The 24,910-nt window shown below is 59.9% G+C and carries 13 protein-coding genes and 2 pseudogenes; 11 read left to right on the top strand and 4 right to left on the bottom strand.

What is annotated here, in order from left to right; genetic code table 11:
- Positions 1-3: 3 nt before the first annotated feature.
- On the bottom strand, positions 4-1,221 hold the full coding sequence (locus G9C89_RS14780; protein WP_172149288.1) for an OprD family porin: 1,218 nt from the start codon (positions 1,219-1,221) through the stop codon (positions 4-6).
- A gap of 270 nt (positions 1,222-1,491) precedes the next feature.
- Between G9C89_RS14780 and G9C89_RS14785 the strand changes: the two genes are divergently transcribed.
- From G9C89_RS14785 to G9C89_RS14805, 5 genes are all read left to right on the top strand, one after another.
- Positions 1,492-2,436 carry a LysR family transcriptional regulator gene (locus G9C89_RS14785; protein ID WP_172149290.1) on the top strand — a complete coding sequence of 315 codons (945 nt, stop codon included), beginning with the start codon at positions 1,492-1,494 and terminating at the stop codon, positions 2,434-2,436.
- 380 nt (positions 2,437-2,816) lie between these two features.
- Positions 2,817-3,800, top strand: a complete 984-nt coding sequence (locus G9C89_RS14790; protein ID WP_178115561.1) for a TRAP transporter substrate-binding protein — start codon at positions 2,817-2,819, stop codon at positions 3,798-3,800.
- Between the two features lie 64 nt (positions 3,801-3,864).
- Positions 3,865-4,371, top strand: a complete 507-nt coding sequence (locus G9C89_RS14795) for a TRAP transporter small permease (RefSeq protein ID WP_172149292.1) — start codon at positions 3,865-3,867, stop codon at positions 4,369-4,371.
- A 57-nt stretch (positions 4,372-4,428) separates the two neighbouring features.
- Entirely contained in the window at positions 4,429-5,733 is a 1,305-nt protein-coding gene (locus G9C89_RS14800; protein WP_172149294.1) for a TRAP transporter large permease, read from the top strand.
- Between the two features lie 482 nt (positions 5,734-6,215).
- A complete protein-coding gene (locus tag G9C89_RS14805; RefSeq protein WP_172149296.1) occupies positions 6,216-11,078 on the top strand; it encodes an NAD-glutamate dehydrogenase in 4,863 nt (1,620 codons plus the stop codon).
- A 131-nt stretch (positions 11,079-11,209) separates the two neighbouring features.
- Here G9C89_RS14805 and G9C89_RS14810 read toward each other — a convergent pair whose 3' ends face one another.
- The 3 genes and pseudogenes from G9C89_RS14810 to G9C89_RS14820 all read right to left on the bottom strand — a co-directional run bounded on the left by G9C89_RS14810 (position 11,210) and on the right by G9C89_RS14820 (position 14,225).
- Positions 11,210-12,799 (bottom strand): ABC-F family ATPase, encoded by a 1,590-nt coding sequence (locus G9C89_RS14810; RefSeq protein WP_172149298.1) that lies wholly within the window; start codon positions 12,797-12,799, stop codon positions 11,210-11,212.
- Positions 12,800-12,819: 20 nt separating this feature from the next.
- Positions 12,820-13,304 (bottom strand): annotated as a pseudogene (locus G9C89_RS14815) (site-specific integrase); the annotation flags it as partial.
- A gap of 24 nt (positions 13,305-13,328) precedes the next feature.
- Positions 13,329-14,225: a LysR substrate-binding domain-containing protein gene (locus tag G9C89_RS14820; protein WP_172149300.1), complete on the bottom strand. Its 897-nt coding sequence runs from the start codon at positions 14,223-14,225 to the stop codon at positions 13,329-13,331.
- Positions 14,226-14,541: 316 nt separating this feature from the next.
- Here G9C89_RS14820 and G9C89_RS14825 point away from each other — a divergent pair, with 316 nt between their 5' ends.
- The 6 genes and pseudogenes from G9C89_RS14825 to G9C89_RS14850 all read left to right on the top strand — a co-directional run bounded on the left by G9C89_RS14825 (position 14,542) and on the right by G9C89_RS14850 (position 24,624).
- Positions 14,542-16,197, top strand: a complete 1,656-nt coding sequence (locus tag G9C89_RS14825) for a DUF1302 domain-containing protein (RefSeq protein WP_172149302.1) — start codon at positions 14,542-14,544, stop codon at positions 16,195-16,197.
- A 31-nt stretch (positions 16,198-16,228) separates the two neighbouring features.
- Positions 16,229-17,584 (top strand): DUF1329 domain-containing protein, encoded by a 1,356-nt coding sequence (locus G9C89_RS14830; protein ID WP_172149304.1) that lies wholly within the window; start codon positions 16,229-16,231, stop codon positions 17,582-17,584.
- Positions 17,585-17,718: 134 nt separating this feature from the next.
- Positions 17,719-18,837 carry a WD40/YVTN/BNR-like repeat-containing protein gene (locus tag G9C89_RS14835; protein ID WP_172149306.1) on the top strand — a complete coding sequence of 373 codons (1,119 nt, stop codon included), beginning with the start codon at positions 17,719-17,721 and terminating at the stop codon, positions 18,835-18,837.
- A complete protein-coding gene (locus G9C89_RS14840) occupies positions 18,834-21,236 on the top strand; it encodes an efflux RND transporter permease subunit (protein ID WP_172149308.1) in 2,403 nt (800 codons plus the stop codon). The genes G9C89_RS14835 and G9C89_RS14840 overlap by 4 nt, the downstream gene beginning before the upstream one ends.
- A gap of 692 nt (positions 21,237-21,928) precedes the next feature.
- Positions 21,929-22,804, top strand: a pseudogene (locus G9C89_RS25535) (methyl-accepting chemotaxis protein); the annotation flags it as partial.
- Between the two features lie 122 nt (positions 22,805-22,926).
- Positions 22,927-24,624 carry a sigma-54-dependent Fis family transcriptional regulator gene (locus G9C89_RS14850; RefSeq protein WP_172149457.1) on the top strand — a complete coding sequence of 566 codons (1,698 nt, stop codon included), beginning with the start codon at positions 22,927-22,929 and terminating at the stop codon, positions 24,622-24,624.
- The last annotated feature ends 286 nt before the right edge of the window (positions 24,625-24,910 follow it).

Raw genomic sequence — 24,910 nt, forward strand, 5'->3', positions numbered from 1 at the left:
CGATTACCAGAGCGGCAGGCTGTAGCTGAGGATCAGGCGGTTCTCGTCGAGGTCGTTGCCGAAGTTCGAACGCACGGTGGCGTTACGCCATTTCAGGCCGAGGTTCTTCAACGGGCCGCTCTGCACCACATAGCCCAGGTCCATGTCGCGTTCCCATTCCTTGCCGCCGTTGCTGGCGCCGACCTGAACGTGATCGCCGGACATGTAGCGGGTCATGAAGGTCAGGCCGGGGACGCCGATGCTCGCGAAGTTGTAGTCGTAGCGGGCCTGCCAGGAGCGTTCGTCGGTGTTGGCGAAATCGTTGATCTGCACGAAGTTGATCAGGTACGGATCGCTATTGGCGATGTACGGAAACGGATCGTCGCCGCTCATGCGCTGGTAGCCGGCGCCGAATCCATGGCCGCCCAGGGTGTAGGTGAACATGGCGCCGAAGGCGGTGTTGTCGATATCGCGGAAGTTGCCGTCTTCGCGGCTTTTGGCGAAGCGCAGGTCGGTCTTGAACGACTGACCTTCGCCCAGCGGCTTGAGGTAGACCAGGGTGCCGTAGTGCTGCTGGTAGATGTCTTGCAGCTCGCCGTAGTGCAGGCCCAGGCTCAGCTCGGGGGTCAGCTTGTAATCGCCGCCGGCGAAGGTGAACGAGTCGCTGTTGCCACCGATGCGGTTGGCGCTCATCTCGGTGTAGTCGGTGGAGGCGTTGGCCTTGATTCGGTCGATCTGGCCGCCTTGCAGGGTCAGCTTGTCGATCTCCTGCACATTGAGCAGGGCGCCGCGAAACGAGGCTGGCAGCAGGCGCGAATCGTTGGAGGAGACGATGGGGCTGCGAAACGCCAGGGAGCCGATGCGCAAGGTGCTCTTGGAGGCCTTGACCTTGGCGGTGACATCGAGCTTGGCGTACTCGTTCTGCGAACCGCCGGAGCGGTCTGCCGGCAGCAAGCCGCTGCCCGCGGTGCCCTCGCCGGAGTCGAGTTGGAAGCCGACCATGCCCAGCGCATCGATGCCGACGCCGACCGCGCCTTCGGTGTAGCCGGACTCCATGCGCAGCAAAAAGCCCTGCGCCCACTCTTCAGCCTTGTCACGGGCGCGTTCCTGGCGGAAATCGCGATTGAAGTAGAAGTTGCGCAGCTCGAGGACGCCTTTGCTGTCGTTGATGAAGTCGGCACTGGCCACGCCGGGCACACTGCTGATGGCGAGCAAAGCTGCCATGCGGTGGATCTGGTTCATGAGAAATCTCTCCTGTGAGGTAAGGCGCACAGCGGTGGATACCGTCTGCTTGGCAGGGCGCGATTTGCGGTCTGTTGTTATCGGGCTTGATTTGCCGCGGGGGTATTCTTGGTAGCCGCGCGAGGCAGCGTCCAACGAGAAAAAGCAGGGGCCGCCGATCAGAAAATCCGATGCGCCCGGCTGGGCGTTTTTCCAAGCGCTGGCATGTAACCTGCTTCGTATACCGCTGGCAAAACGCCGTTATCCGTATCGCACGAGGGCCGAACAGCCATGAATCTGAGATTTCTCGAGACCTTCGTCTGGGTCGCACGGCTGAAGAGTTTTCGCCTCACGGCGGAAAAGCTGTTCAGCACCCAGGCCTCGATTTCCAGCCGCATTGCCGCCTTGGAGGACGAGTTGGGCGTTCGTCTTTTCCTGCGCGATTCGAAGGGGGTTTCGCTGACCCCGGAAGGGCGCAAGGTGCTCGAGTATGCCGAGCGCATGCTCGACACCATGCAGGCGTTGAAACAGTCGATCAGCGAGACCGGCAATATCCAGGGGCGCATCCGTTTAGGCGTGATGGACACGGTGATCCACACGCTGCTGAGTCCTTTCGTAACAAAGATCATGGAGGTCTATCCGGCGGTGGAGATCGAGCTCACCGCCGACACCGCGCGCAACCTGTGCGAGCAATTGCAGAAAGGTTACCTGGACATCATTTTCCAGACCGATGTGGTGCGCGGCGATGGCGTGCGCAACCTGGAAATGGCGCGCTACCCGGTGCAGTGGATCGTCCTGACCGGCTCGATCTATCACCGTGGCTACGCCTCGCTGGATGAATTGGTCAAGGAGCGGATCATCACCTTTTCCAAGAACTCGCGCCCGCACCAGGACATTCTCAACCTGCTGCACGCCGGCAACGTCGCCGCACCGCGGATCAGTTGCGTGAACTCGGTGGCGGCCATGACGCGCTTGATCCGCGATGGTTTCGGCATAGGTGCGTTGCCCGCGGCCTTGGTTCACGAGGAGCTCAAGCAGGGCCTGGTCACCATCCTCGCCGATGTGTCGCAGCCGCCGGCCCTGGATATGGTGGTGACCTGGCGCACCGGCGTCGGCCTCGAACTGAGCGAGGACATAGTCGCGCTGGCCGGCGGGGTATTGCAGGAGTACGCCAAGCAAATGGGCGAAAGCATGATCACCCTGTTGCCATTCGCCAACGATCAGGAAACGACCTGATCGCCTACGTGCCGGCTTAGGTGCTCAACCCGGCCCGGCTCCCCCCTTTGCGGTTCATGGTCCGGTTATGGGATGCGCGCGATTAGTCCACTCGCCCTTCAGGGAGAGGGCTAGGGGCGCCTGGTTAGGGTGAGGGGGCGATTGGCTCCTTTGCCCACGTTTGAAGCCCGCGCTGCAGCCCTGGCAATACGACGCCTGGCGCGAACATGACTATCTTTATCCCCACAGTGCCCCGTTATTGCTCATAACGATTTCCGATCATGCACCTTTGGTTTTTCTAGTTGGACAGCCTTGCGGCCTCGCCCGAGACTCGAAATCAGGCCTTCCGGCAACTGTGGGTTCAGGCCATTCGCCTTCATCTCAATCTGGAGAAAATAATAATGAACAACCTCTCTCGTCTCGCCATGGCCGCCATGGCCTGCACCCTGGGTCTGCATGTGGCCGGCGCACAGGCCGCGGAACGCTGGAACATGACTACGGAGAATCCCGAGGGCAACTACATCACCGCAGTGGCCAAGGAGTTCTCGGCGGATGTCGAGAAAGCCACCGCCGGCGAACTGAGCATCCGCGTGCATGCCAACTCGGTGCTGTTCAAGCGCCCCGAGGTCAAGCGCGCGGTACAGACCGGCCAGGTTCAGCTCGGTGACGTGCTGATGTCGGTGCTGGGCAACGAAGACCCCATCTATGAAGTCGACAGCGTACCCTTCCTGGCGCGCAACTACAGCGATGCGCAGAAACTCTGGAAGGCCAGCCGTCCGGCGGTGGAAGCACGCCTGGCCAAGCAGGGCATCAAGCTGCTGTACGCCACCCCGTGGCCGCCGCAAAGCATCTACAGCAAGACTCCGATCAGCGTCATGGAGGATTTCAAGGGCATGAAGTTCCGCGCCTACAACCCGGCCACCTCGCGTATGGCCGAGCTGATGGGCGCGGTGCCCACCGTGATCAATGCCGGCGAAGTACCGCAGGCGTTCAGCACCGGGATCATCACCGGCATGATCACTTCGCCGATGACCGGCGTGGATACCCAGGCCTGGGATTTCGCCAAGTACTACTACGACGTCAAGGCGTTCATTCCGAAAAACTTCGTCATCGTCAACGAGCGCACCTTCAAGCGCTTGCCCGAGGCCTCGCAGCAGGCTGTGCTGGAAGCGGCCGCACGTGCCGAGCAGCGCGGCTGGGAAATTGCCGAGGCGCAAACCAGCAAGCTGGTCGCCACCCTCGCCGAGAACGGCATGCAGGTCGATCCGGCCGCACCGGCACCGGTCGAGGCGGGCTTTCAGGCCATCGGCCAGACCATGTCCGCGGAGTGGTTGAGCAAGGCCGGTGCGGACGGCCAGGCGATCATCGACGCCTACAAGAACTGATTGGCTGAATGAGCCGAGGCCAGGCGACCGGCCTCGGCATCTCTAGTATCGGGAGCCTCAGACAATGAAACTCTTGCACAAGCTCTACACCCTCTGCGGGCTGCTCTCGGGCCTGTTCCTGGTGCTTATCTGCCTGCTGGTGATTGCCCAGGTCGTGGCGCGTCAGCTTGGCGGCATGGTGCCGTCGGCCGACGAATTCGCCGCCTATGCCATGGCCGCGTCGGGCTTTCTCGCCTTGCCATACGCCTTGCAGCGCGGCGCGCATATCCGCGTCGAGCTGATGTACCGCCTGCTCTCGACCCGCGGCCGCTTTGTCGCCGAGGTGCTGAGCAATCTGGTTGGCCTGGGCATCAGCGTTTACCTGGCCTGGTATTGCGCGCTGTTCGTAATTGAATCCTATGAATTCAAGGAAGTGTCGACTGGGCTGCTGCCCATTCCGATGTGGATTCCGCAGCTACCGATGCTGCTGGGCACTTCGGTGCTGGCAGTGGCGATGGCTGAGCGGCTGATCGTGGTGTGCCTGGGACAGCGCTTCGAGAGCCCGGACGCCTGCAGTGCGCTGAGCGAATAAGCTCGCCAGTTTTATCCATTCTTGCGGCCTCGGCCGCACCGGATCAGTGAGTTAACCGTGGACTACACAATAATTACTATCACGCTGCTGGTGGCTTTGTTTGCCTTGCTCGGCGGCGGTGTCTGGGTCGCCCTGTCGCTACTGGGTGTCGGCATCATCGCTATGGAGCTGTTCGGCGGAGCGCCGGCCGGCTCGATCCTGGCCACCACCAGTTGGGCTTCGAGCGCCAGCTGGACGCTGACCGCGCTGCCGCTATTCATCTGGATGGGCGAGATTCTCTACCGCACGCGCCTGTCCGAGGACATGTTCAACGGCCTGTCGCCCTGGCTGCGTGGCCTGCCGGGGCGTCTGCTGCACGTCAACGTGGTGGGCTGCGGGATCTTCGCCGCGGTCAGCGGTTCGTCCGCGGCGACGGCGGCGACCATCGGCCGTATTTCCCTGCCCGAGTTGAAGGCGCGCGGCTATCCGGAAAGCATCGCCATCGGCTCCTTGGCCGGTGCCGGCACTCTGGGCCTGATGATCCCGCCGTCGATCATGATGATCGTCTATGGCGTGGCGGCGCAGGTGTCGATCTCGCGGTTGTTCATCGCCGGGATCTTGCCTGGCTTGATGCTGCTGCTGATTTTCAGCGGTTTTCTGATGGTATGGTCGCTGCTCAACCGCGAGCAGATGCCCGATGACCACGAGACGCTGCCGTTCATGGAAAAACTGCGCCGCGGAAAACTGCTGATTCCGGTGGTCACGCTGATCGTCGCGGTGATCGGCTCGATCTATGCGGGCTTCGCCACGGCGACCGAGGCCGCCGCGGTCGGCGTGGTTGGCGCGCTGCTGATCGCCTGGTATTCCGGCTCGCTGGACCGCGAAACCTTCATGGGCAGCCTGATGGGCGCAGTCTGCACCTCGTGCATGATTTTCTTCATCCTGCTCGGCGCGCACTACCTGACCTCGGCCATGAGTTTCACCGGGCTGCCATCGGCCCTGGCCGATTGGATCATCGCCAAACAGCTTTCGCCTTATGTGCTGTTGTTGGCGCTGACCCTGCTGTTCATCATCCTCGGCTGCTTCCTCGACGGCATCTCGATCATCCTGCTGACCACCGCGGTGGTGCTGCCGGCGGTACAGGCGGCGGGCATCGACCTGCTGTGGTTCGGCATCTTCGTCATCCTGGTGGTGGAGATGGCGCAGATCACCCCGCCGGTGGGTTTCAACCTGTTCGTGGTGCAGAACCTGACGGGCTACGACATGTGGAAGGTGGCCAAGGCCAGCTTCCCGTTCTTCCTGCTGCTAGTGCTGGCGGCGATCCTGATCACGCTGTTCCCGCAGATTGTGCTGGGGCTGCCACAGGCGATGCGCGGGGCTTAATCCATAGCGTCGTGCCCCGCCCTTAACAGGCTGTTGAAAAACTACCTGCGTTGCCGATGCGTCGTTAAAAACAGGCTCAAAATGCTCATTTACAACACGTAAACTGCGCTTTTTCGCCTGTTTTTGCCTAGCCTCGGCTGCCTCGCCTACGTTTTTCAACGGCCTGTTAATTGGTGGGGCAGGGAAAATATGTCGATTAGCGCTGAACCAAGGCCGCTGCCAGGCGGGCAGTCGGCGAGTTTTTTCCGGCGAAGTATCTGTGGTGAAAGAAAATGTCGCAGCGTGGCAAGCGTTGCAAGGTGTTCCGTCGTTAAGCTCATGCGGCAAATGTGACCAGCGAGTCGCCGATGTCGCCATAACCATGGAGCAAGCATTTTGAACGCAGCAATTGCCACATGGACTAACGTTGTGGCGTAAGCGCAAGACTCGCGACTGCCCTAAGCCTGCTAATCGAATCTCAAGCCAACCGGAGCATAATAAACATGGCGTTCTTTACGGCGGCCAGCAAAGCCGACTTCCAGCACCAACTGCAAGCGGCCCTGGCGCAGCACGTCAGTGAACAAGCATTGCCACAAGTCGCGCTGTTCGCCGAGCAATTCTTCGGCATCATCGCGCTTGACGAACTTACCCAGCGCCGGCTTTCCGACCTGGTCGGTTGCACCCTGTCATCCTGGCGCATGTTGCAGCGCTTCGATCACAGCAAGACTGAAATTCGCGCCTTCAACCCCGATTATGAAAAGCACGGCTGGCAGTCGACTCATACCGCCGTGGAAATCCTGCGCAGCGATATCCCGTTCCTGGTCGACTCGGCGCGCATGGAGCTGAACCGCCGCGGTTACAGCATCCACACCCTGCAGAACAGCGTGTTCAGCGTGCGCCGCAACAAGCAGGGCGAGCTGCTGGAAATCCTGCCCAAGGGCACTCAGGGTGAGGGCGTGCTGCAGGAAGCGCTGATGTTCCTGGAGATCGATCGTTGCGCCAGCGCCGGCGAGCTGCGAACCCTGGAAAAAGCCCTGCATGAAGTGTTTGCCGAAGTGCTCCTGAGCGTCGCCGATTTTCAGCCGATGAAGGCCAAGGCCCAGGAACTACTGGCCTGGCTGGGCAGCGCAAAACTCAATGTCGAGGCCGCCGAACTCGAGGAAATCAAGGTTTTCCTGAGCTGGTTGCTGGATAACCACTTCACCTTCCTCGGCTATGAAGAGTTCACCGTGGTCGATGCGCCGGGTGGCGGCACCATCGTCTACGACGAGCAGTCCCTGCTGGGCCTGTCCAAGCGTTTGCGCAGCGGCCTCAAGAGCGAGGACCTGAGCATCGAGCCGGAAGCGCTCAGCTACCTGCGCGAGCCATTGCTGTTGTCTTTTGCCAAGGCTGCGGTGCCGAGCCGTGTGCACCGTCCGGCCTATCCTGATCTGGTGTCGGTGCGTGCGCTGGACAGCAAGGGGCGGGTGATCAAGGAATGTCGCTTCATGGGCCTGTACACCTCGGCGGTGTATGCCGAGAGCGTGTGGAACATCCCCTATATCCGCCGTAAGGTCGCGGTGATCGAGCAGCGCGCCGGCTTCGACAGCAAGGCGCACCTGGGCAAGGAACTGGCCCAGGTGCTGGAAGTGCTGCCGCGTGACGACCTGTTCCAGACCCCGGTCGATGACCTGTGCGATACCGCCATGGCCATCGTGCAGATTCAGGAGCGCAACAAGATCCGCGTGTTCCTGCGCCGCGACCCCTATGGGCGGTTCTGCTACTGCCTGGTCTATGTGCCGCGCGATGTCTATTCCACCGAGACCCGCCTGAAGATCCAGCAGGTGCTGATGGAGCGCCTGCAAGCCACCGATTGCGAATTCTGGACCTTCTTCTCCGAGTCGGTACTGGCGCGGGTGCAGTTCATCCTGCGTGTCGATCCGAAGAACAAGCTGCAGATCGACCCGCTACGCCTGGAGAGGGAAGTCATTCAGGCCTGTCGTTCGTGGAAGGACGATTACGCCAGCCTGATGGTGGAAAACTTCGGCGAAGCCCAGGGCACCAATGTGCTGGCGGACTTCCCCAGTGGTTTCCCGGCCGGTTACCGCGAACGTTTCGCCCCGCATTCGGCGGTGGTCGATATGCAGCACCTGCTCAGCCTGAGCAGCGAGCGGCCGCTGGTGATGAGTTTCTACCAGCCGTTGGCCCAGGCCGGTCAGCAGCTGCATTGCAAGCTGTACCACGCCGACACGCCGTTGCCGCTGTCGGACGTGCTGCCGATTCTGGAGAACCTCGGCCTGCGCGTGCTCGGTGAGTTTCCGTACCGGCTGCACCAGCAGAACGGCCGCGAGTTCTGGATCCACGATTTCGCCTTCACCTACGCCGAAGGCCTGGATGTCGATATCCAGCAGCTCAACGACACCCTGCAGGATGCCTTCGTCCACATCGTCGGTGGCGACGCCGAGAACGACGCCTTCAACCGCCTGGTGCTGACGGCGGCCATGCCGTGGCGGGACGTGGCGCTGCTGCGCGCCTATGCACGTTATTTGAAGCAGATTCGCCTGGGCTTCGACCTCGGTTATATCGCCAGTACCCTGGTCAACCACGCCAACATCGCCAAGGAATTGGTGCGGCTGTTCAAGACCCGCTTCTACCTGGCGCGCAAACTCGGCGCCGAAGACCTGGAGAGCAAGCAGCAGAAGCTGGAGCAGGCCATCCTGGCTGCACTGGACAACGTGGCGGTGCTCAACGAAGACCGCATCCTGCGACGCTACCTGGACCTGATCAAGGCCACCCTGCGCACCAACTTCTACCAGCCCGATGCCGCGGGGCAGAACAAGTCCTACTTCAGCTTCAAGCTCAACCCGCGGGCGATTCCGGACATTCCCAAGCCGACGCCCAAGTTCGAGATATTCGTCTATTCGCCGCGCGTCGAAGGCGTGCACCTGCGCTTCGGCGATGTCGCCCGCGGTGGTTTGCGCTGGTCGGATCGTGAAGAAGACTTCCGCACCGAAGTGCTGGGCCTGGTCAAGGCGCAGCAGGTGAAGAACGCCGTCATCGTGCCGATGGGCGCCAAGGGCGGCTTCCTGCCGCGGCGCATGCCGCTAGGCGGCTCGCGTGACGAGATCATGGCCGAGGGTATCGCCTGCTACCGGATCTTCATCAGCGGCCTGCTCGACATCACCGACAACCTCAAGGAAGGCGCGGTGGTGCCGCCGGTCAACGTGGTGCGCCACGATAAGGACGATCCCTACCTGGTGGTCGCCGCCGACAAGGGCACCGCGACCTTCTCCGATATCGCCAACGGTATCGCCGCCGAGTACGGCTTCTGGCTGGGCGACGCCTTCGCTTCCGGCGGTTCGGCCGGTTACGACCACAAGGGCATGGGCATTACCGCCAAGGGCGCCTGGGTTTCGGTGCAGCGCCACTTCCGCGAGCGCGGCATCGACGTGCAGAAGGATCCCATCACGGTGATCGGCATCGGCGACATGGCCGGTGACGTGTTCGGCAACGGCCTGCTGCTGTCGGACAAGCTGCAACTGGTCGCGGCCTTCAACCACCTGCACATCTTCATCGATCCCAACCCGGATGCGGCCAGCAGTTTCGTCGAGCGCCAGCGGCTGTTCGATTTGCCCCGTTCGAGCTGGGCCGATTACGACACTTCGCTGATTTCGGCGGGTGGCGGACTCTTCCTGCGCAGCGCCAAGAGCATCGCCATCAGCACGGAAATGAAAGAGCGTTTCGATATCAGCGCCGACAAGCTGGCGCCCAACGAACTGCTCAATGCGCTGCTCAAGGCGCCGGTGGACCTGATCTGGAACGGCGGCATCGGCACTTACGTCAAGTCGAGCCAGGAAAACCATGCCGATGTGGGCGACAAGGCCAACGATGCGTTGCGCGTCGACGGTCGCGAGCTGCGGGCGAAAGTCATGGGCGAGGGCGGTAACCTCGGCATGACCCAGCTGGGGCGCGTCGAGTATGGCCTCAACGGCGGGGCGAGCTTTACCGACTTCATCGATAACGCCGCCGGGGTGGACTGCTCCGACCATGAAGTGAACATCAAGATCCTGCTCAACGAGATCGTTACGGCCGGCGACATGACCGGCAAGCAGCGCAACAAGCTGCTGGTCGAGATGACCGATGCGGTGGGCGGCCTGGTGTTGGCCAACAACTACAAGCAGACCCAGGCGCTGTCACTGGCCGAACGGCGTGCTCGTGAGCGGCTGGGCGAGTACAAGCGGGTCATGGCGGGACTGGAAGCGGCCGGTAAGCTGGATCGCGGCCTGGAGTTCCTGCCGTCCGACGACGAACTCAACGAGCGCGCCGCCAAAGGCCAGGGCCTGACCCGTCCGGAGCTGGCGGTGCTGATCTCCTACAGCAAGATCGACCTGAAGGAGTCGCTGCTCAAATCCCTGGTGCCGGACGACGAGTACCTGGCCCGCGAGATGGAGACCGCCTTCCCGCCGTTGCTGGCGAAGAAGTTCGGCGAGCCGATGCGTCGCCATCGTCTCAAGCGCGAGATCGTCAGCACGCAGATCGCCAACGACCTGATCAACCACATGGGCATCACCTTCGTGCAGCGCCTGAAGGAATCTACCGGCATGAGCTCGGCCAACGTCGCCAGGGCCTATGTGGTCGTGCGCGATGTGTTCCGCCTGCCGCATTGGTGGAAGCAGATCGAGGCGCTGGATTATCAGGTGCCGGCCGAGCTGCAACTGCAGATGATGGACGAGCTGATGCGCCTGGGCCGCCGGGCCACCCGCTGGTTCCTGCGTAGCCGGCGCAATGAGCTGGATGCGGCGCACGACGTGGCGCATTTCGCGCCGCGCATCGAAGCGTTGACCATGAGCCTGGACGGGCTGCTCGAAGGTCCGGCGCGCGAGCAGTGGCAGGCGCGCTTCCAGGCCTATGTCGAGGCCGGTGTGCCTGAGGTGCTGGCGCGTATGGTGGCTGGGACCAGTCACCTGTACACCCTGCTGCCGATCATCGAAGCCTCGGATGTCACCGCCCAGGATCCGGCGCGGGTTGCCGCGTCCTACTTCGCGGTTGGCGGGGCGCTGGAACTGTCCTGGTACCTGCAGCAGATCACCAGTCTGACGGTGGAAAGCAACTGGCAGGCCCTGGCACGGGAAGCCTTCCGTGACGATCTGGACTGGCAGCAGCGGGCGATCACCGTGTCGGTGCTGCAGATGCTCGAGGCCCCGGCTGAGATCGAACAGCGGGTGGTGGTCTGGCTGGAACAGCATCGGCGGCTGGTCGATCGCTGGAAAACCATGCTTGGCGAGTTGCGTGCGGCGACAGGTACCGATTACGCCATGTACGCGGTCGCCAACCGTGAACTGATGGACCTGGCACAAAGCACCCAGCCTGGGGTCTGCATGCTCTGAGACGTGCCTGAGCTGAACCCGAGCCCCGCCTAGTGCGGGGCTTTTTGTTGGGTGCTGATCTGGGGTAATCCGCGATCCGTAGGGTCTCACCCGCCGCAGGCCGTGTGCGGCTAAAGCTCAGCCAACCTGGATCAGGCGATCAGGCCCTGGCTGCGCAGGTAGTCGTCGTAGGTGCCGCTGAAGTCGATTACGCCGCTGGCGGAGAGTTCGATGATGCGCGTGGCCAGGGAGCCGACGAACTCGCGGTCGTGGCTGACGAAGATCAGCGTGCCCGGGTAGTTCTCCAGCGCCAGGTTGAGCGCCTCGATGGATTCCATGTCGAGGTGGTTGGTCGGTTCGTCCATCACCAGCACGTTGGGCTTTTGCAGGATCAGCTTGCCGAACAGCATGCGCCCTTGCTCACCACCGGAAATCACCTTCACCGACTTGAGGATCTCGTCGTTGGAGAACAGCATGCGGCCGAGGGTGCCGCGTACCAGTTGCTCGCCGCCCTGGGTCCAGCGGCCCATCCAGTCGAACAGGTTGCTCTCGTCTTCGAAGTCGGAGGCGTGGTCCTGGGCGTAGTAGCCCAGTTCGGCGCTTTCGGTCCATTTGACGGTGCCGGCGTCCGGGTACAGCTCGCCGACCAGGGTGCGCAGCAGGGTGGTCTTGCCGATGCCGTTGGGGCCGATGATGGCCACGCGCTCGCCGGCCTCGACGGTAAAGCTGAAGTTCTTGAACAGCGGCTTGCCGTCGAAACCCTTGGCCATGCTGTCGACGATCACGGCCTGGCGGTGCAGCTTCTTGTTCTGCTCGAAGCGGATGAACGGGCTGATCCGGCTCGACGGCTTGACCTCGGCCAGCTGGATCTTGTCGATCTGCTTGGCGCGTGAAGTGGCCTGCTTGGCTTTCGAGGCGTTGGCCGAGAAGCGGCTGACGAAGGACTGCAGCTCGTTGATCTGGGCCTTCTTCTTGGCGTTGTCCGACAGCAGTTGCTCGCGCGACTGGGTGGCCGCGGTCATGTACTCGTCGTAGTTGCCCGGGAACAGGCGCAGTTCGCAGTAATCCAGATCCGCCATGTGAGTGCACACACTGTTGAGGAAGTGGCGGTCGTGGGAAATGATGATCATGGTGCTGTTGCGCTGGGTCAGGATGTTTTCCAGCCAGCGGATGGTGTTGATGTCCAGGTGGTTGGTCGGCTCGTCGAGCAGCAGCACTTCCGGATCGGAGAACAGCGCCTGGGCCAGCAGCACGCGCAGTTTCCAACCCGGGGCGACTTCGCTCATCGGGCCGAAATGCTGGGCCAGCGGAATACCGAGGCCCATCAGCAGCTCGCCGGCGCGGGATTCGGCGGTGTAACCGTCCATTTCGGCGAAATCGGTTTCCAGCTCGGCCACGGCCATGCCGTCGTCTTCGCTCATTTCCGGCAAGGAATAGATGCGGTCGCGTTCGGCTTTGACCTTCCACAATTCCTCGTGGCCCATGATCACGGTGTCGATCACGCTGAACTCTTCGTAGGCGAACTGATCCTGGCGCAGTTTGCCCAGGCGCACGTTCGGCTCCAGCATCACCTGACCACCGCTCGGCTCCAGATCGTCGCCGAGAATTTTCATGAAGGTCGACTTGCCGCAGCCGTTCGCCCCGATCAGGCCGTAGCGGTTGCCGCCGCCAAACTTGACGGAAACGTTCTCGAACAGGGGTTTGGCCCCGAATTGCATGGTGATGTTAGCGGTGGAGATCAAGGGTCTTTCCTATCAATAACTTAGAGCGGGCTGGATTCTGCTGATACCGATTTGATACCAATTTGCAGTTTTTCCAGCTCGCCCCAATCGGAGCTTGAGTTGAGCCAGCGGGCATAGGTCGAGAGCAGCATTTGCACGCTATGACCCAGTTGCTGGGCAATAAATGCGGGATTGAGGCCGGACATTAAGCATATTGTCGCATAGGTGTGGCGGCAGTTGTATGGTGGCCGACACCTGACCCGAGGGCCGCTAGGGTCGGGCGCTATTGGTGGTGCACGTTGGACGTTTCCTTGACGTGCTCCTGGCTCTTGGACGGAGGGAATACATAGGGCGTCGTCTTCACTGCGCCAACACCGTTTTTGCGCCGCTCGGCGTATTCCTGGGCAAACCTCAAAGCGTGCAAAGCTCGCTCGTTAAGCAGAACGAAACGCCCGCTGCCGGTTTTCGTACGCTCTTCAATTTTAGCTACGGCCATAGTCCGACAAATATGAGCCTCCTTTTTTTCGGCCAATCGATGCGCTGACCGCCGCTAGTTGGATTTATCCCGAAAATCTCGAACTGTGTCCAAGAAGGACTTGAGTATCGGTGATTGGTCATCAGCTCGATAAATGCAATTCAAGTCAACGCCAGAGTTCTCTGGAAGATCACTTATAGGGCGATAAACTACGCCGGGGAGAGCAAGCACGGTGGCAGACTCCGGGACCAGGCATACGCCGAAATTACTTGCTACCAGGGCCACGCCGGTCACCGTATCGCCAACCTCTTGGGCAATTTGTGGAGTGAAACCCTTCTGGTGGCACATGTTCATTACCTTGTCGACAAAGCTAGGGCGTGGCCCGGAGGGAAATACGATAAGAGGATGATCAGCCAGCACTCGAAATGGAATTGTTGTCTCACGTGCTAGGGCATGATCCTCATTGACCGCAAGCAGAAGTTTCTCTGTGGTCACGATCTCATTGGCAATGTCGTTTAAAGGTGCGATGAACCTGTTGAAGCCAGCATCGATTCGTCGCTGCCGCAAGGCTTCGATTTGGGCCTCCTTGTTCATGTTGTGAAGGACAACTTTCACATCTGGAAAGGCGCTGCGAAAAATCAGTAGAAGTTTGGGAATCGTGTCGAGAATCCCTGAGCCGAAGATTGCAATATCTAGCCTGCCAAGTTTGCCTTGGCCTGCCCTTTGAGTGCGCTCTGTTGCTTGTTCAACCACTGAGCGAATGTTACGCGCTTCCTCAAGTAGCAGTTCGCCCGCCGGCGTCAGTTCCATCCCGCGGGGCGTGCGGGTAAACAGTTGCACGCCCAGGTCCTCTTCCAGTTGCTGAATCTGCCGTGTCAGGGGCGGTTGGGAAATATGCAGGCGGACAGCGGCGCGGCCGATATTTTTCTCTTCGGCGACGGCGATGAAATAGCGCAAATGACGTAGTTCCATGGTGCCGCCTTGTTCTGAGTGAAGTTTGGGGGGGGGGGGGGCGCTTTAAGCGCTCAGGTGGTTGCGCTACAGGATAAATTTCCTTGTTCCCCTGTGATCCGCCATTACCTTTTGCGATCCGGCAGGGGTCTTAAAGGCGTGCTAATCATAACGGATTATCATACCCACAAGGTATTGAGTCGTTGATTTTATGGTATTGGACGGTAATCCTCGACGGTAATAGCCTTGATTTTGACGGCACTACCCCATGGAGCGAGCTGCGCGTTTCTGATGGTTTGTGACCCCAACACAAAAATAACAAGCTGAGGATCTCGACATGGTGCCTAGAGCCAGTCTGCCAAAATTTCGCCTAAAGATGATGTTTCTCGCCATTGCAGGTGCCTGTGCTGGAGTAAGCGCCACCAGTCCAGCTCTTGCCTTCCAAATTGATTCCGGCAACCCTGACCTGCGCATGTCATGGGACAACACCGTCAAGTACAGCGCGGCCTGGCGTGTGGGCGATATCAAAAGTCGTGTGGCGGATAACTCTATAGGGGTGCAGGCCAATACCAACGACGGTGATCAGAACTTCGACAAGGGGCTGATCTCCAATCGCCTTGACCTGCTTTCCGAGTTCGATCTGCGCTACAAGCGCAAGTATGGTCTACGCCTGAGCGGCGCGGCTTGGTACGACGATGTCTATAACAAATCGAACGACAATCCGGGTGCTTTCGGTGGCGCCTTGGTCAACTCGCGTTCGGTGGATTATGACGAATTTACCGATGACACCGAGAAGCTGCACGGGCGCAAGGCCGAGCTGCTGGATGCGTTCGTGTATGGCAGTTTTGCCCCTGGCGACATGGGCCTAAACCTCAAGGCCGGGCGCTTTACCCAGCTGTATGGTGAAAGCCTGTTCTTCGGTAACAATGGTATTGCGGGCGCACAAACTTCGCTCGATCTGATCAAGGCACTGTCGGTGCCGAACTCCCAGTTCAAGGAAATCTTGCGCCCCATTGGCCAGGTTTCTGGGCAGTTGCAGATCAACTCGAATGTATCGGTCGGGGCTTATTACCAGCTTGAATGGCGCAAGAGCCGTTTGCCGGGTGCCGGCAGCTACTTCAGCTTTGCCGACTTTGTTGATGAGGGTGGTGAGGGGTTGATCACTCCGTTTGGCCTTGCCACGCGTGGCGATGATATCGATGCCAAAGACTCGGGGCAGGGCGGCGTGCAGATGAGGATCACTTCCGGCGACTACGAATTCGGTGTTTATGCCGCGCAGTTCCACGACAAGATGCCGCAGTTCTATCTGTACCCGGATATCGGCGTCTACGAGCAGGTGTATGCCGAAGATATCCGTACTGTAGGTTTCAGTGTCAGTACCCTGGTGGGTGAAACCAACGTGGCTGCCGAGATGTCGTTCCGCGACAACATGCCCCTCGTGGCCTCTGGCAACACCGTGATTCTGCCCGCAAGCCTGGGCGCGGATGGCGATAACAACGCCGCCTTCCCCGTTGGCCGTACCCTGCACCTGAACTTGTCGGCCATTTCCGTATTCAGTGAAAATTCGATTTGGGACGCGGCATCGTTTATCGGTGAGTTTGCCTTCAACCGTCGCCTAAGTGTCACCGATAACCGCGATCAACTGGATCCGCTGGCAACCCGCGATGCCGGCGCGCTGCAATTCATCTTTACCCCCGAGTACTTTCAGGTCATGCCGGGCGTCGATCTTCAGGTTCCGATTGGGCTGGGTTACGGACTATTCGGACGGTCATCAGTTAACGGTGTGCTGTTCCCCTCCGAGAACGGCGGCAACGTCAGTATCGGTATCAAGGCTGAATACCAGAAGACCGTACAAACCAGTCTGAATTTCACCCACTATTACGGTTCTGATGGCTCGGTGATCAACTACGACACTGCTGCTCCAGAACTTTCCTACAAGAACTTCCACGGTGACCGCGATTTCATTTCGCTGTCGATCCAACGCACGTTCTGATTGGTATCTACCAGGTTTGAGGATAAAAACAATGCACAAGAAAACAGCGATTTATATAGCCCTAACGGCGATTCTGGTGGGTACCAATGGCGCGCAGGCAGCAGTCACTGCCGAGCAGGCTGAAGCCCTGAAAAGCACCTTGACCCCGCTGGGTGGTGAGCGAGCAGGCAATGCTGACGGCAGTATCCCGGAGTGGAAGACGAACCTTACAGTTAATGCCTCAAGTGAGATGGTGGGCGATATTCCTGCCACGGTATTTGCCGGTGAAAAGCCGGTGTTGCAAATTACCGCAGCAAACATGGCTGAGCATGCTGAGCGACTGTCTGAGGGCACCCTGGCACTACTCAACAAGTTCCCCAGCTTCCGTGTAGATGTGTACCCGACGCACCGTACCGGGATGGCGTTGCAAAAGGTATATGACAACACCCTGCGCAATGCGACCGAGTGTAAAACAACAGAAGGTGGCTTTTCGCTGTCCGGTTGTTACGGCGGCATACCTTTCCCGATGCCGCAGAACGGTACGGAAGCTATCTGGAACCACCTGCTACGGGTGGAAAATCCGGGAATGGAAGTAGACCGCTTCAAGAACGTCATTCTTACCGCTGATGGTAGCCGGGTGATTGCCACTGAAAATGAAATGGCCATGCAGTATCCCTACTACTACGCGGATGGTTCGGCCGACACCTGGAGTGGTGAATACTTCCTGATGCGCTTCGCCACTATCGCTCCGCCATTCAAGGCGGGTGAGTCGCTGGTGTTCCGCGATAGCATCGATGTCAGCCAGTCACGTCAAGCTTGGCAGTATCTGGTTGGCCAGCGCCGTGTGCGCCGCGCACCGACCGTGGCTTATGACACGCCGGACTTTGTAGCCTCGGGTGCCAACTACTTCGACGAAGTAATGGGTCTGATGGGGCATATCGACCGCTTTGACTGGAAACTGGTCGGCAAGCGTGAAATGTACGTGCCTTATAACGATAACGAGATAGTCACCGCGTCGGTGGATGAGGCCTACGGCGAGCATCACTTGAACCCGGATAAAATGCGTTGGGAGCTGCATCGCGTTTGGGAAGTGGAAGCGACCGTGGCAAGTGGAAAACGCCATGCAGTGCCAAAACGTACTTACTACCTGGATGAAGATTCCTGGGTGATCCTGCTGATGGACGGCTACGACAGTGAAGGTAAGCTGTGGCGGACTACCCAAACTACGCCGTTTGTTCTGCCGCAGGTACCTATGCTGTCGGTGAAGCCGGCTCACATCTTCAACCTGCAGGCCAATACCATGAGTACTACCGTGTCGCTCAACGATGCCAAGTACCGAATAATGGTCAAGCCGCACCCCGAGACTTACTTCACAGGTGATGCTGTAGCGGCCGAAGGCGTGCGCTAAGTACCTCTGTTCGCCTGCAGTTCCGGCACCTGACTGCTGTCAGGTTGCCGGCTCCCTTTCCATGACTCGCCCGCACCGCAGGCGCCGCGCATGACGGCGAAGTCGCGGGGGCGTGTTGGAGTTGAGTACGTACCATGTCCGCGCACAATTCGCTGCTCCGCCATCCGTTGTTAGCTGCTGCAATTATTGCCGTTGTCTGCTGGTCGGGTGTCGCCCTGGCCGAAAACAAGCAGTCCGTTCCCGATCTTCTTGATCTCCCTGCGCTGGAAAGCAGGCGAGCACAGCAGAGTTTGCAACTGGCAGTCGGCCGTGCCGGCGAACGCCTGGTGGCGGTGGGGGAGCGAGGTATCGTGCAGCTTTCCGATGATGGTGGCCATACCTGGCGGCAGGCAAAACATGTGCCCGTGAGCGTGGCGCTGACTGATGTGCATTTTGTTTCGGCCAGTCATGGCTGGGCCGTTGGTCACAGTGGCGTGGTGCTGCACAGCGCTGATGGCGGCGAGACCTGGTTGCGCCAGCTCGATGGCAACCAGGCTGCCCAGATCATTCTAAAGGATGCCCGCCAGCGGGTCGCTTCGGGTGGGGCAGGGGCTGATAACGCCGTGCGCAGTGCGGAGTACTTGGTCAAGGATGGCCCGGACAAACCCTTCCTTGATGTGACGTTTCAGAGCGAGAACCACGGTTATGTCGTGGGTGCCTATGGGCTGGCCCTGGAAACCCGCGATGGAGGTAAAAGCTGGCAGTCGCTGGTGAGCAATATACCTAATCCGCGTGGTAAGCACCTGTATCAGGTGCAGATAAAGGATCAGCAACTGCTGATCTGTGGCGAGCAGGGCGCCTTGTTTCGCTCCATGGATGGCGGCAGCAGTTTTGTTGAAATGACGACGCCTTACAGCGGCACTTTTTTCGGCGCGCTCAACCTCGACGGGCAAGGCTTACTGGCCTTCGGGCTGCGGGGCAACGCCTGGCGCAGTCTGGACGACGGCGCAAGTTGGCAGAAGGCTGAAGTCGGCCAGCCCGTCACCCTGAGCGCCGGGTTGCGCCTGCACGACGGCTCGGTGCTACTGGCGGACGAAAGCGGCCGATTGCTGCGCAGTACGGACAACGCCCAGAGCTTTACCACGCTGCCAGTGCAGCCGGGAACCGGTATCACCGGCATCGTTGAGTCGGCAGACGGTGCGCTGATTCTATCCAGCGCGCACGGGATGGCCCGCATCGAGCCGGACGCAATTGATTTGGGAGTCAAGCCATGAGCTATATGCCGTCCATGCCTGCCGATGCAGTTATCGCCGATCTCAACAAGTTCGACCAACGCTCCGGCACCATCGCCGAGCGGCTGCTGTTCAATAACCGCCTGGTGATTGTGGCGATCTGCCTGCTGACGACCCTGCTGCTTGGTTATCAGGCTCTGGGCCTGTCGCTGAACGCCGCCTACGAAAAGATGATTCCCACCGGGCATCCGTACATCGTCAACTTCCTGGAGAACCGCAAGCAACTGGCCGGGATGGGCAACACCCTGCGTATCGCCGTGGAAGCCAAGGATGGCAACATCTTTGACACCGAGTACCTGGACACTGTGCGCAAACTCAGCGACGAAGTGTTCCTGATTCCGGGAGTCGACCGGCCGTACATGAAATCGTTGTGGGCGCCGGCAGTGCGCTGGACTGGCGTAACCGAGGACGGTCTGGATGGAGGTCCGGTGATTCCGGACGACTACGATGGCTCGCCGCAGAGCATTGAACAGGTGCGTATCAACGTCGAGCGCTCCGGCGAAATCGGCCAGCTAGTGGCGGCCAACTACAAGTCGAGCATCATCCTTGTACCACTGCAGGAGAAGATCGCCGAAACCGGGCAGCGTATTGACTACCACGCCTTATCACAGCGTATCGAGCAGCTGCGAGCCAAGTATGAGTCCGACAAGGTTGCTATCCATGTCACCGGCTTTGCCAAGGTGGTGGGGGACCTGATCGATGGGCTGATGCAGGTGCTGGTGTTCTTCGCAGCTGCCATTGCCATCTGCACCGCAGTGCTGTTCTGGTACACCCGTTGCCTGCGCAGCACTCTGCTGGTAGTGCTGTGTTCGATGATCGCGGTCGTATGGCTGTTGGGCCTGCTGCCGACCCTGGGTTATGAGCTGGATCCTTACTCGATACTGGTGCCCTTCCTGGTGTTCGCCATCGGCATGAGCCATGGTGCGCAGAAGATGAACGGCATCATGCAGGACATGGGGCGTGGCACCCATCGGCTGGTGGCGGCGCGCTACACCTTCCGCCGTCTGTTCCTCGCCGGAATGACCGCGTTGCTGGCTGATGCTGTGGGTTTTGCCGTGCTGATGGTGATCGACATTCAGGTGATTCAGGATCTGGCCGTCACCGCCAGTATCGGTGTGGCTGTGCTGATCTTCACCAATCTGGTGTTGCTGCCGATTCTACTGTCTTACACCGGCGTCAGCCCTGTTGCGGCTCAGCGCAGTCTCAAGGCCGAGCTGCAGGAGGCCAACGATGTGGCGCACAAGAAGCATCCATTCTGGGCCTTCCTCGACCTGTTTACCCGCCGCCGCTGGGCCACCATCGCCGTGGTGCTGGGTTTGGTGCTGGGGGTGTTCGGCCTGACCGTCAGCTTCCAGCTCAAGATCGGTGATACCGATCCGGGGGCGCCAGAGCTGCGCGCAGACTCGCGTTACAACCGTGACAACGCTTTCATGGTTTCCAACTATGCCGCCAGTAGCGATGTTTTTATCGTCATGGTCAAGACTCCGCAATACGCCTGCGCCCACTACAGCACCCTGCGTGCGGTGGATGCCCTCGACCGTGAGCTGCAGCAACTGCCCGGAGTGGAAACCACCAGTTCGCTGGCGGGGCTGGCCAAGATTGCCAATTCCGGGATGAATGAAGGCAGCCTCAAGTGGTTCGAGATGCCGCGTTCTCAGGAAATGCTCAACGCGATCATTACCCGCGCGCCGCGGGAGATGTTCAACCAGAACTGCGATCTGTTGACCGTGTATGCCTACCTGAAAGACCACAAGGCCGACACCCTGACCAGCGTGGTCAATACGGTAGAAGCGTTTGCGGCCAAATATGGTACCGACAACATCCGCATCCTCAATGCCGCCGGCAACGCCGGGGTCGAGGCGGCAACCAACATCGTGGTGAAAAAAGCCAATACGCAGATGTTGTTTCTAGTCTACGCAGCAGTGATCGCTTTGGCCTTCATTACCTTCCGTTCGTGGCGTGCGGTGGTCTGCGCCGTGGTGCCGCTGATGATTACCTCGGTGCTCTGTGAGGCACTGATGGTCTGGTTGAATATCGGCGTCAAGGTGGCGACCCTGCCAGTGATAGCCCTTGGCGTGGGCATCGGTGTCGACTATGCGTTGTATGTGATGACCGTAACCATGGCGCACTTGAAAGTTGGCATGACGTTGTCGGAAGCCTATTACAGGGCCCTGATCTTCACTGGCAAGGTAGTGGTTCTCACCGGTATTACCCTGGGCATCGCCGTGGCCACCTGGGCCTGGTCGCCGATCAAGTTTCAAGCCGATATGGGCATTTTGTTAGCCTTCATGTTTGTCTGGAACATGCTCGGTGCGCTGATCCTGTTGCCGGCGCTCGCGCACTTTCTGTTTCGCCAGCAACCGGTGGTTGCGCGGGGCTGAGCTAAGCCATCGATGAAGCCAGGCTGATCGCAACTGGGCAGCCTGGTGGGCGCAAAGCGGGTGAAAAGGACGGAATGACGATGCTCAGTGAATTGAAGCTGCATCCGCGGGATTTGCTCGCGCTGCTGTTACTAGCGGCTGCTGGTATCTTCTGCGGTCTGGATGCCCTCGGTCTGCGTTGGCTCTGGCTGGCCTCAATGGTCGTGCTGGCGCTGTGGCTACTATGCGGAATCAGCCAGCGTGAGCGAGCGGTCGTGGCTGCCGTGGAGAAAACCCGAGCCCTGCTCGATGATCTGGTGCCCGTGGCCGGCGGCGCCATTGGCTCAATCGAGCGCCTGCAGGCGGTGTTGCACGACAAGGTGGTAGCGGTCAAACGCATGAGTTCCCTGGCCTGTAACCTGACAGTGGCTACAGGAACGCTGGTGTCAGGGTTTACCGACGCGGTGGCCACTGCGGATCGCCAGTCGGCGATGGCTCGCAACTCCATGGCTGAAGTCGAGGCCATGGCCGAGCGTGCACGGATTACCTCAAGTGAAGCCCTGGCGCTGGCAGATGCCAGTATCAGCGCGCGCGATCAGGTCAGCGCCGGTGGTGAGCAGGTGCAGCAGGTCGCCAGTGATATGGTGGATCTCTCGGTGGTAGTGGCCTCGGTGGCCGAAGAGTTCGACAGCGTGCGACAGCAAGTGGCACGTATCGGTGAGATCGTTGCGATCATCCGGGGCATTGCCGGGCAGACCAATCTGCTGGCTCTGAATGCTGCCATTGAGGCTGCGCGCGCTGGCGACCAAGGGCGCGGTTTCAGCGTGGTCGCCGATGAGGTGCGCAAGCTGGCCGAAAGCACCGGCAGCGCCACCCTCAGTGTTGGAGACATTATTTCCCTGATCGGTCAGGGCATTGATCGCCTTGATCAGCGCTTGGCACGCACCCGCCAAGGTGCTGCGGATGGCGTGGCGCGCGCGACCCAGGCCTCGGCAGTGTTGAGCGGCATTGCCACTACGTCGCACAGCACGCTGCATTCAGTGCAGGAGATAGCCGCGCGGGCCAGTAACGAGACGCAAAATGCCAGCAAGGTGCTGGAGGATTCCAGCGTGGTCGCCCATCTTGCCGGAGAGCTGGACAGCAAGGTCAACGATTGCAATGCCGGTTTGCGCGCCTTGATGCTGGGGCTGGTAGACCTGAAGAGTCTGGCCAGCCAGATCGATGTCAGTCGCGATGGGGTGGCCTCCATGCTGGAAGTTATTGAAGAAACCCGCGCCCACAACATCATGGTGTTAAACGCCCGTGCCACGGAGCAGATGCTGCCGCATATTCAGCGCATCCACGCCCTTGACCGTGAGATCGATCAGCTGCTGGGGCATGCCCAGAGCGATGCCGGTGCGCTGGACGAGGTGCGTAAAACCCATTTGTCCCGTCTGCGTCATGCGCTGGACGCATATCGGAACATTCGTGACGATTTGCTCAGTGCAGCCCAGGGCGGTAGGCTTGAGCAGGTGCGTGAGCGCGCGGCGCCGCTGGTTCGCGAGGCCTACCATCATGTCAAGGAAGCATGTGTCGCGCTGACTGCATAGACTAAAGCCCATGTAGCAAAGGCTTCAAATTGCTCATACAACAATAAATGCTAGCGACTCGGCTGGGCCCGATGAGCCCGCCGTTCGACGGGCTCATATTTAGCCAGGCTTTAGGAATCTCAATGGCAGAGCAACCCTTGGTCGAACGCTTCAATTTGCGTTCACGACTGCGCTTCAATATCGAGAGCGGGCAAATCTGGCTCGACGAGAACCGCATGCTGCTGATGCACGCCAAGGCTTTCGGCGCTTTGCGCCAAGAACTGTTTGAGTCTCTTGGGCCCAAGCGTGCCAAGGGGCTGCTGTTTCGCATGGGTTTTGCGGCCGGCCAGCATGATGCTGATCTCGCGCAGAAACTCTACGGCGAGGGTGACATCTACGACGTGTTCAAGATCGGACCAGAGCTGCACGCATTCGAGGGCTTGGTGCGTTCTACTATTATCGAAGCAAAAATAGACTGGGAAAAAGGCAGTTTTTTTGGCACCGTAAACTGCGACAATTCTTGGGAAGCGGAGTCCCATCTGCAGTTGTTCGGCGTCAGCGATGAGACGGCCTGTTGGAACTTGGCAGGTTATGCCTCGGGTTATGTCACCCGCTTCTTCAAGCGCGTCATCATCTTTCGTGAAACCCAGTGCGTGTGTTGTGGTGCGTCCAGTTGCATGCTGGAAGGGCGGCCACTCGAGGCCTGGGACGATAAAGCCTTCCTTGAGTATTGTCTGCCGCCCGAAGATAAGGAAACCTCTTTCGAGCAGTTGCAAGATGAGCTGTGGCAGCTGCGCGGGCGCCAGCGAGAACAGCGTCCGGCGGGCAAACTGGTGGGCAGCTCGCCGGCTTTCAGCGCCTCCTTCAGTCTGCTCAGTAAGGCCGCCAACAGCCCTATAACCGTGTTGCTGCTCGGCGAAACCGGTGTCGGCAAGGAAGTGTTTGCCCAGTGGCTGCACGAAAATAGCGATCGTGCCGACAAGCCTTTCGTGGCGGTCAACTGCGCTGCGATTCCCAACGATCTGATCGAGTCAGAACTGTTCGGCGTGCAAAAGGGTGCCTACACCGGGGCGCAGACTTCACGCCCCGGCAGGTTCGAGCGTGCCGATGGGGGCACGCTGTTTCTGGATGAGCTGGGCGAGCTGTCATCTGCGGCCCAGGTCAAGCTGTTGCGCGTCTTGCAAACTGGCGAAGTCGAGCGTCTGGGCGATGACAAGTTGCGTAAGGTCAATGTGCGCCTGGTGGCGGCGACTAACGTCAATTTGCAGCAGGCGATTGCCGATGGCCGTTTTCGCGCCGACCTCTACTACCGCCTGGCCACCTACCCATTGGAAATTCCGCCGCTGCGCAAGCGCAAGTCGGATATTCCGGTGCTGGCCTCGGTATTGACCGAAAAATACGCACCGCTGTACCACAAGACTATCCAAGGCATCAGCGATCTGGCCATGCAGGGCCTGATGGCCTATGACTGGCCGGGTAACGTCCGCGAACTGGAAAACCTGGTGGAACGCGCAGTGTTGCTGGTGCCGTCCGGCGGGCAAATTGAAGTGGAACACCTGTTCCCCGGGGTGGCCCCGGTAACTGCTCTCGGGGCAGTGATCGACCGCGAGGGTAGAGTGGGCAATGCCGATGAGGCGAAGAAAGACCGGCTTTACGAGACCTTGCTGGAAGACGGTTTCGACCTGCAGGTCCACGAGGCGCGCCTGTTGCAGCTCGCCGTGGCGCGGGCGCATGGCAACCTTACCCATGCCGCACGCCTGCTCGGCATCACTCGCCGGCAGTTGGCGTACCGCGTCAAGCAGACCCTGGGGGCGGACCAAGCGCCGCCGCACGACGCCTGACAAAAACGTACAGCGCTGATCCTTCAGGCCCGCAGCAGCAACGCCATTCTGCTTCGATCCGCCCATAGGCGTGAGGAATGGTTGATTGCTGCACTGCTTAATCCCAAGTGCACCGCTCGACGCATTTTTTCTATCCATTTAACCCGTACTCCTCGCCATTCGTTTGCGCGCGAGCACACTGTGCTGCTCGTTATGGCGTGTTGCCGATGGCTCGCCTTACGTTTTTGTAAGGCTGGTAGGGTCAATGGACAAAAACGTCAAGCGTATGGGCCGCATTGGAAGACGT

This window comes from Pseudomonas tumuqii (genome assembly GCF_013184545.1).
GTDB classification, from domain to species: domain Bacteria; phylum Pseudomonadota; class Gammaproteobacteria; order Pseudomonadales; family Pseudomonadaceae; genus Aquipseudomonas; species Aquipseudomonas tumuqii.

Excerpts from the sequence above, each read along its gene's own strand:
- G9C89_RS14780 (WP_172149288.1), bottom strand. The coding sequence starts at position 1,221 with ATGAACCAGATCCACCGCATGGCAGCTTTGCTCGCCATCAGCAGTGTG.
- G9C89_RS14785 (WP_172149290.1), top strand. The coding sequence starts at position 1,492 with ATGAATCTGAGATTTCTCGAGACCTTCGTCTGGGTCGCACGGCTGAAG.
- G9C89_RS14790 (WP_178115561.1), top strand. The coding sequence starts at position 2,817 with ATGAACAACCTCTCTCGTCTCGCCATGGCCGCCATGGCCTGCACCCTG.
- G9C89_RS14795 (WP_172149292.1), top strand. The coding sequence starts at position 3,865 with ATGAAACTCTTGCACAAGCTCTACACCCTCTGCGGGCTGCTCTCGGGC.
- G9C89_RS14805 (WP_172149296.1), top strand. The coding sequence starts at position 6,216 with ATGGCGTTCTTTACGGCGGCCAGCAAAGCCGACTTCCAGCACCAACTG.
- G9C89_RS14820 (WP_172149300.1), bottom strand. The coding sequence starts at position 14,225 with ATGGAACTACGTCATTTGCGCTATTTCATCGCCGTCGCCGAAGAGAAA.
- G9C89_RS14825 (WP_172149302.1), top strand. The coding sequence starts at position 14,542 with ATGGTGCCTAGAGCCAGTCTGCCAAAATTTCGCCTAAAGATGATGTTT.
- G9C89_RS14830 (WP_172149304.1), top strand. The coding sequence starts at position 16,229 with ATGCACAAGAAAACAGCGATTTATATAGCCCTAACGGCGATTCTGGTG.
- G9C89_RS14835 (WP_172149306.1), top strand. The coding sequence starts at position 17,719 with ATGTCCGCGCACAATTCGCTGCTCCGCCATCCGTTGTTAGCTGCTGCA.
- G9C89_RS14840 (WP_172149308.1), top strand. The coding sequence starts at position 18,834 with ATGAGCTATATGCCGTCCATGCCTGCCGATGCAGTTATCGCCGATCTC.
- G9C89_RS14850 (WP_172149457.1), top strand. The coding sequence starts at position 22,927 with ATGGCAGAGCAACCCTTGGTCGAACGCTTCAATTTGCGTTCACGACTG.